Consider the following 6,369-nt stretch of genomic DNA (forward strand, 5'->3'; position numbering starts at 1 on the left):
CCCTCGCCCGTACCGGCCGTCGGATGCTTTGGCGCATTGAGTCGCCCGCGTGAGACGACCAGCAGATGATCGGATACAGTCCGCCGCGTGTCCGCAAATCAACACCCAACCGCCAACTCCGCACCCGACTCACATTGTTCGAGTTGCGGAGCGCCCTACGGAGAGGGCGTTTCCGGCTGGCCGCGCACCTGCGACGCCTGCCGCACCGTGGCCTACCGCAATCCGCTCCCCGTGGCGGTGGCCCTGCAGCCCGTGTACGACACCAAGGGCACGGCCCTCGTCGTGATCACACGGACCATCGCTCCCGCGCGCGGGGGCACCGCCCTGCCCGGCGGGTTCATCGACCACCGGGAGGACTGGCGGCACGCCGTCGTCCGTGAGCTCAAGGAGGAGACAGGCATCAACGCGGCCGACCGGGATGTCCGGCTCGCCGACGCCATGAGCTCACCCGACGGCCATCTGCTCCTGTTCGGGCTGCTCCCCGAGCGCCCGGCCGCCAACCTGCCACCGCCCGCCGAGACGGACGAGACGGAGGGCTGGCACCTGCTGCGCCGACCCACCGAACTCGCCTTCCCGCTGCATACCCTGGCCGTACAGGCGTTCTTCGACGGCCGTTACGTCTGAGCCGCACCCGGGCTCACACCCGGTCGAGCCCCCGTACCCGCACGGGGTACGCGGGCTCGACCGGACCCTCGTCCCCGTCCCGCACGACCACCACACGCGACCCCTCCCAGCTCGCGGTGTACCGCTCGACCTCCGGCTCGTCCCAGCCGTCGCCCGCGTCCGGCACCACGAGCCCCCGCCCCGTACGCCCGCGCGCGGGTGCCCACACCTCCAGCTCCAGGCCGCCATCGGCGCCTTGGACCGGCAGCACGGCACCCGCGCGCGCGAGGACCGGAATCCGTGACAGGGGAGCCTCCAACAGCACCTGCCCCGGCCCCTCGTACGCCTTCTCGGTCACCACGTCGTACCAGCGCCCCCGCGGCAACTGCACCGCACGCCGGTCCGTACCCGGATCCAGCACCGGAGCCACCAGCAGACAGTCACCCAGCAGGAAGGCGTCCTCGCAGTCACGCAGGGCCCTGTCCTCGGGCCTGCTCCACCAGACCGGGCGGACATAGGGCGCCCCCGTACGACGCGCCAGATGGGCCAGCGTCATGAAGTACGGCAGCAGCCGCCGCCGCTCTACGAGCGCCAGGCGCGCATGCTCGACGACCTCCAGCCCGAACTCCCACGGCTCCCTGCGCCCCGCCTTGAGACTCGCATGCGTGCGGAACAGCGGCAGATACGCGCCGAGCTGGAACCACCGCAGATACAGCTCCGGCGACGGGTGCCCGTCGAACCCGCCGACATCCGGCCCCGAGTACGGCACCCCGCACAGACCGAGCCCCAGCACCAGCGACAACGATGCCCGCAGCCCCGGCCAGCCCGTGGCCACGTCCCCCGACCACGTGCCTCCATAGCGCTGCATTCCGGCCCACCCGGAGCGCGAGAAGACGAACGGCCGCTGCTGCGGCGCCAACTCGCGCAGCCCCTCGTACCCGGCCCTGGCCATGCACAGCGCATACACGTTGTGCGCCTCGCGGTGGTCACCACCGCGACCCTCCAGGTCGTGCCGCGCCGACCGGGGCAGCGTGTTCTCCCCGAACGCCGTGAACGACGTCGGCTCGTTCATGTCGTGCCAGAACCCGGCGAAGCCCTGCGCGAGCCGCTCCTCGTAGAGACCGCCCCACCACGTGCGCGTACGCGCACGCGTGAAGTCCGGAAAGACCGACTCCCCGGGCCACACGACCCCCTCCAGGACCCGCCCGGTGGCATCCCGTACGAACGCGTCCTCGGCCGTCCCGCTGTCGTACACGGCGCTGCCCGGCTGCGTCTTGACCGCCGCGTCGACGATCGACACCAACCGGATCCCGTCCCGCCGCAACTCGTCGGCCAGGTCCGGCAGCTTCGGGAAGTTCTCCGCGTCGACCGTGAACACCTGGTGGGCGTCGTAGTGGTCGATGTCCAGATGGATCGCGTCGAGCGGCAGCCCGTGCTCCCGGTAGCCCGCGACGATCCGCCGCACCTCGTCCTCGTTGCCGAAGCCCCACCGCGCGTGATGGTGCCCCAGCGCCCACGCGGGCGGCAGCGCCGGAGCCCCCGTCAGCGCCGCCCAGGCATGCAGCACGCGCGCGGGGGTGCCCACGATCACCCAGCAGCGCAGTGGGCCGCCGTCCATCCGCACCTCGGACGCACCCGCCCGGTCGTGCCCCGACCCGGCGCCCTCCTCGCCCTCCCGCAACGTCACCGTGCCGTCCCACGTGGTGTCGTGGAACACCAGATACGTCCCCGCGTCGGCCACCACCATCTGCACCGGCATCGTGATGTACAGCGGATCGTCACCCGGTGCGAACACATGACCGGGGTCCGTGTTCCACAGTCGATACGTTCCATCACGCAGCCGGGGCCCGGCCGCCCGCCCGCCGAGACCGAAGAACCGCGCGTCGGCGGGCACCTCGGAGCGCTGCATCCACCGTGCCTCGCCCCCGCCGGTCGGCTCCCACCACCGGGGCGGCAGATCACGCCGCAGGGTCACTCCACCGGGCGTACGCACCTCGACGGCGCCGTGCCGCGACACCACGACCGTCACCCGCTCGGCCACGACCCGCCAGCCACCGTCCTTGTCCGGCTCCAGAACGGCCCGCGGATCCGGCTCCGGGCACCGGCCGGCAAGCGCGTACGACGGCTCCGGCCCGGCCCCGTCCCAGCCCCAGAAGACGGCTCCGTTCACGTCGACGGTGACCCTCAACTCCGACCGGCTGAACCGGACCGTCCCGCCACCCGGCCCCGGCTCCACGTCCCGCACCGGACCGGGCACCCGCGCGCGCTCGGCGCCCCGCATCGGCAAGCCGGCTGCGTCGGCACGCCTCCTGCGCCATGCGGCCCGTACGGTGCGCAGCCCTTGAGCAGCCCCCGCTGAACCGATCCCCTTCACCGAACGCACCAGGTCACGACCGTTCATGCTGCTCAGCCTGCCACTGACCGGGCCATTCGGGTGAGTCGTTCAACTTCCGTTCACCCTTGGTGACGTCACATCTTCACGTGCCCGACCATCTGAGGCGCACCCTGGTGCGGAAGTCGATCACATGGCATCGTCCGTGTCAGCCCGCGTCCCGCGTCACCCCTGTTCGTGCGTGCCGGACGCACACCACGCGTACAGTCCGGGAGCCGCCCCATGACCTCAGCGAACCCCTCGCCGCTCTGGCAGCCCGACCCCGAGCGCATCGCCCGGGCCCAGATCACCAAGTTCCAGTCCTGGGCGGCCCAGCACCACGGAGCTCCCGCCGAGGGCGGATACCCGGCCCTGCACCGCTGGTCCGTCGACGAACTCGAGACCTTCTGGCAAGCCGTCACCGAGTGGTTCGACGTGCGCTTCTCCACCCCCTACGCGCGCGTGCTCGGCGACCGCACCATGCCCGGCACCCAGTGGTTCCCCGGATCCACTCTCAACTACGCCGAACACGCCCTGCGCGCGGCCGACACCCGTGCCGACGAACCGGCCCTGCTCCACGTCGACGAAACCCACGAACCACGACCCGTGACCTGGACCGAACTACGCCGCCAGGTCGGCTCCCTCGCCGCCGAACTGCGCGCCCTGGGCGTACGCCCAGGAGACCGGGTAAGCGGTTACCTCCCGAACGTCCCCGAGGCCGTCGTCGCCCTCCTCGCCACGGCCGCCGTCGGTGGCGTCTGGACCTCCTGCGCCCCCGACTTCGGCGCCCGCAGCGTCCTCGACCGCTTCCAACAGGTCGAACCCGTCGTCCTGTTCACCATCGACGGCTACCGCTACGGCGGCAAGGAGCACGACCGCCGCGACATCGTCGCCGAGCTCCGCCGCGACCTGCCCACCCTCCGTGCCGTCGTGCACATCCCACTCCTCGGCACCGAGGCCCCCGAGGGCGCCCTGGAATGGTCCGCCCTGACCTCCGCGGACGTGACACCCACCTTCGAACAGGTCCCGTTCGACCACCCCCTGTGGGTGCTCTACTCCTCCGGCACGACCGGCCTCCCCAAGGCCATCGTCCAGTCCCAGGGCGGCATCCTGATCGAGCACCTCAAACAGCTCGGCCTGCACTGCGACCTCGGCCCCGAGGACCGGTTCTTCTGGTACACCTCCACCGGCTGGATGATGTGGAACTTCCTCGTCTCCGGCCTCCTCACCGGAACCACGATCGTCCTGTACGACGGCAGCCCCGGCTACCCCGACACCGGCGCCCAGTGGCGCGTCGCCGAACGCACCGGCGCGACCCTCTACGGCACCTCCGCCGCGTACGTCATGGCCTGCCGCAAGGCGGACATCCACCCCGGCCGCGACTACGACCTCTCACGCATCCAGTGCGTCGGCACCACCGGCTCCCCGCTCCCGCCCGACGGCTTCCGCTGGCTGCACGACGAGGTCCGCGACGACCTCTGGATCGCCTCCGTCAGCGGCGGCACCGACGTGTGCTCCTGCTTCGCGGGAGCCGTCCCCACTCTCCCCGTCCACATCGGCGAACTCCAGGCCCCCGGCCTCGGCACCGACCTCCAGTCCTGGGACCCCAGCGGCAAGCCCCTCACCGACGAAGTCGGCGAACTCGTGGTCACCAACCCCATGCCGTCCATGCCGATCTACTTCTGGAACGACCCCGACGGCGCCCGCTACCACGACAGCTACTTCGACACCTACCCCGGCGTCTGGCGCCACGGCGACTGGATCACCCTCACCTCCTGCGGCTCCGTCGTCATCCACGGCCGCTCCGACTCCACCCTCAACCGCCAAGGCGTCCGCATGGGGTCGGCCGACATCTACGAGGCCGTCGAGCGACTCCCCGAAATCAAGGAATCCCTCGTCATCGGCATCGAACAGCCCGACGGCGGCTACTGGATGCCCCTCTTCGTGCACCTCGCCCCCGGCGCCGTCCTCGACGAGGCCCTCCTGAACCGCATCACGCAGACCATCCGCGAACAGCTCTCCCCGCGCCACGTCCCCGACGAGATCATCGAAGTCCCCGGCGTCCCCCACACCCTCACCGGCAAGCGCATCGAGGTCCCCGTCAAACGCCTCCTCCAAGGCACCCCCATGGAAAAGGCGGTCAACCCGGGCTCCGTCGACAACCTCGACCTCCTGCGCTTCTACGAGGAACTGGCCCGCAAACGAGGCTGACCGCCCCTCGGCCGGAAGGCGTTGTCAGTGCCGCCCGTTACTGTGAGTGAGCATTGATCGACTGCTCGCACAGGGGGAAACATGGCACACACCAGCCACCAGAGCATGCGACAGGTCCTGCGTCGCGAAATCGCCGGCACGATCGGCCTGCTGGCCGACGAGCACGACTTCACCGCGATGCGGCGCTACCGCAGCTTCACCTTCGACGATCACACGACGTACCTCCAGCAAGTGGAAGCCCTGCTCAGGACACTAGCCGCGCAGGGCACCCACACCACCGTCGCCCTCTTCGACCCGGAGGAATACGTCGAGTTCTGCGCCGAAACCGGCCTGGAACCGGACACCCCGTCCAGCCGAACCCGCTTCACCGCCGAACTGGCGGCCACAGGCGCCATCGTCCCCTACGAAGGACAACCCCTCGCCGAACTCGTCCCCGAGCTGATCGGCGAAGCCGTCCGCCAGGCCACCTGGGAGTACGCCACCACACTCCTCGCCCAGATCGGCAACTGCGCCTCCTGCGGCGAGGACATCGGCCGCGCCTCCTTCGCCCGCGCCATGGAACTGCTGACCCGCATCCTCGACACCGCGGCCCCCGGCGAACGCCACCTCGTGTGCAGCGTCTCGTCCAAACCCCAGGCACTCGTCGCCGTCCTCCACGCCGACGGTGACACCGATGGGACAACCCACCTCGACGAGACCGAAGCGCTGGAGTTCGCCACCGTCCTGGCCCTCGGCATCGCCACCCGAAGCCCCGGCGGACTCGTCATGCGCACCAGCGCCCCGGACACCACCGACCGGGTCTACGGCTGGCGCCTACGCGGCGAAGGCCTCGAACCCCTCACCGCGGGAGAGGTCTTCGACGCCTACTGCACCGACATGGAATCCGGCGATCTCATCTCCCCGGAATCCGGAGTCGACTACTGCACCCCACCCGACCTCGGGGACGATCTCGGCCAAGGAGGCACGGCCACGCACGGGCACACCCACTGATGGGACGAGGCGGCGGCCAGAACGAGCAGCGGGGTGCGGCTCTTGGCGGCCTCGGTGATGCCGGTCATGGCGTTGGTGAGGCCGGGGCCCTGGTGCACGGTGAGCGCGGCGAGGGTGCCGCTCGTGCGTGCGTACGCGTCGGCCATGGTCGCCGCGCCGCCCTCGTGCCGGGCGGCGACGAATCGCGCGCCGGC

At 70.8% G+C, this 6,369-nt stretch carries 4 protein-coding genes and 1 pseudogene; 3 read left to right on the forward strand and 2 right to left on the reverse strand.

The window, feature by feature from the left end:
* The first annotated feature begins 87 nt into the window (after nt 1-87).
* Complete coding sequence (locus tag STRIP9103_RS39030) at nt 88-624, forward strand: NUDIX domain-containing protein (RefSeq protein WP_009336845.1); 537 nt, start codon at nt 88-90, stop codon at nt 622-624.
* Nucleotides 625-637: 13 nt separating this feature from the next.
* Here STRIP9103_RS39030 and STRIP9103_RS39035 read toward each other — a convergent pair whose 3' ends face one another.
* Nucleotides 638-3,004, reverse strand: a complete 2,367-nt coding sequence (locus tag STRIP9103_RS39035; protein ID WP_009336843.1) for a glycoside hydrolase family 31 protein — start codon at nt 3,002-3,004, stop codon at nt 638-640.
* Between the two features lie 213 nt (nt 3,005-3,217).
* Here STRIP9103_RS39035 and STRIP9103_RS39040 point away from each other — a divergent pair, with 213 nt between their 5' ends.
* On the forward strand, nt 3,218-5,185 hold the full coding sequence (locus STRIP9103_RS39040) for an acetoacetate--CoA ligase (RefSeq protein WP_009336844.1): 1,968 nt from the start codon (nt 3,218-3,220) through the stop codon (nt 5,183-5,185).
* An 81-nt stretch (nt 5,186-5,266) separates the two neighbouring features.
* A complete protein-coding gene (locus STRIP9103_RS39045; protein WP_009336846.1) occupies nt 5,267-6,175 on the forward strand; it encodes a hypothetical protein in 909 nt (302 codons plus the stop codon).
* 2 nt (nt 6,176-6,177) lie between these two features.
* Here STRIP9103_RS39045 and STRIP9103_RS47715 read toward each other — a convergent pair.
* Nucleotides 6,178-6,369 (reverse strand): annotated as a pseudogene (locus STRIP9103_RS47715) (thiamine pyrophosphate-binding protein); the annotation flags it as partial.

It is taken from the genome of Streptomyces ipomoeae 91-03 (assembly GCF_000317595.1).
Taxonomy (GTDB): Bacteria; Actinomycetota; Actinomycetes; order Streptomycetales; family Streptomycetaceae; genus Streptomyces; species Streptomyces ipomoeae.

Excerpts from the sequence above, each read along its gene's own strand:
- STRIP9103_RS39035 (WP_009336843.1), bottom strand. The coding sequence starts at position 3,004 with ATGAACGGTCGTGACCTGGTGCGTTCGGTGAAGGGGATCGGTTCAGCG.
- STRIP9103_RS39040 (WP_009336844.1), top strand. The coding sequence starts at position 3,218 with ATGACCTCAGCGAACCCCTCGCCGCTCTGGCAGCCCGACCCCGAGCGC.
- STRIP9103_RS39045 (WP_009336846.1), top strand. The coding sequence starts at position 5,267 with ATGGCACACACCAGCCACCAGAGCATGCGACAGGTCCTGCGTCGCGAA.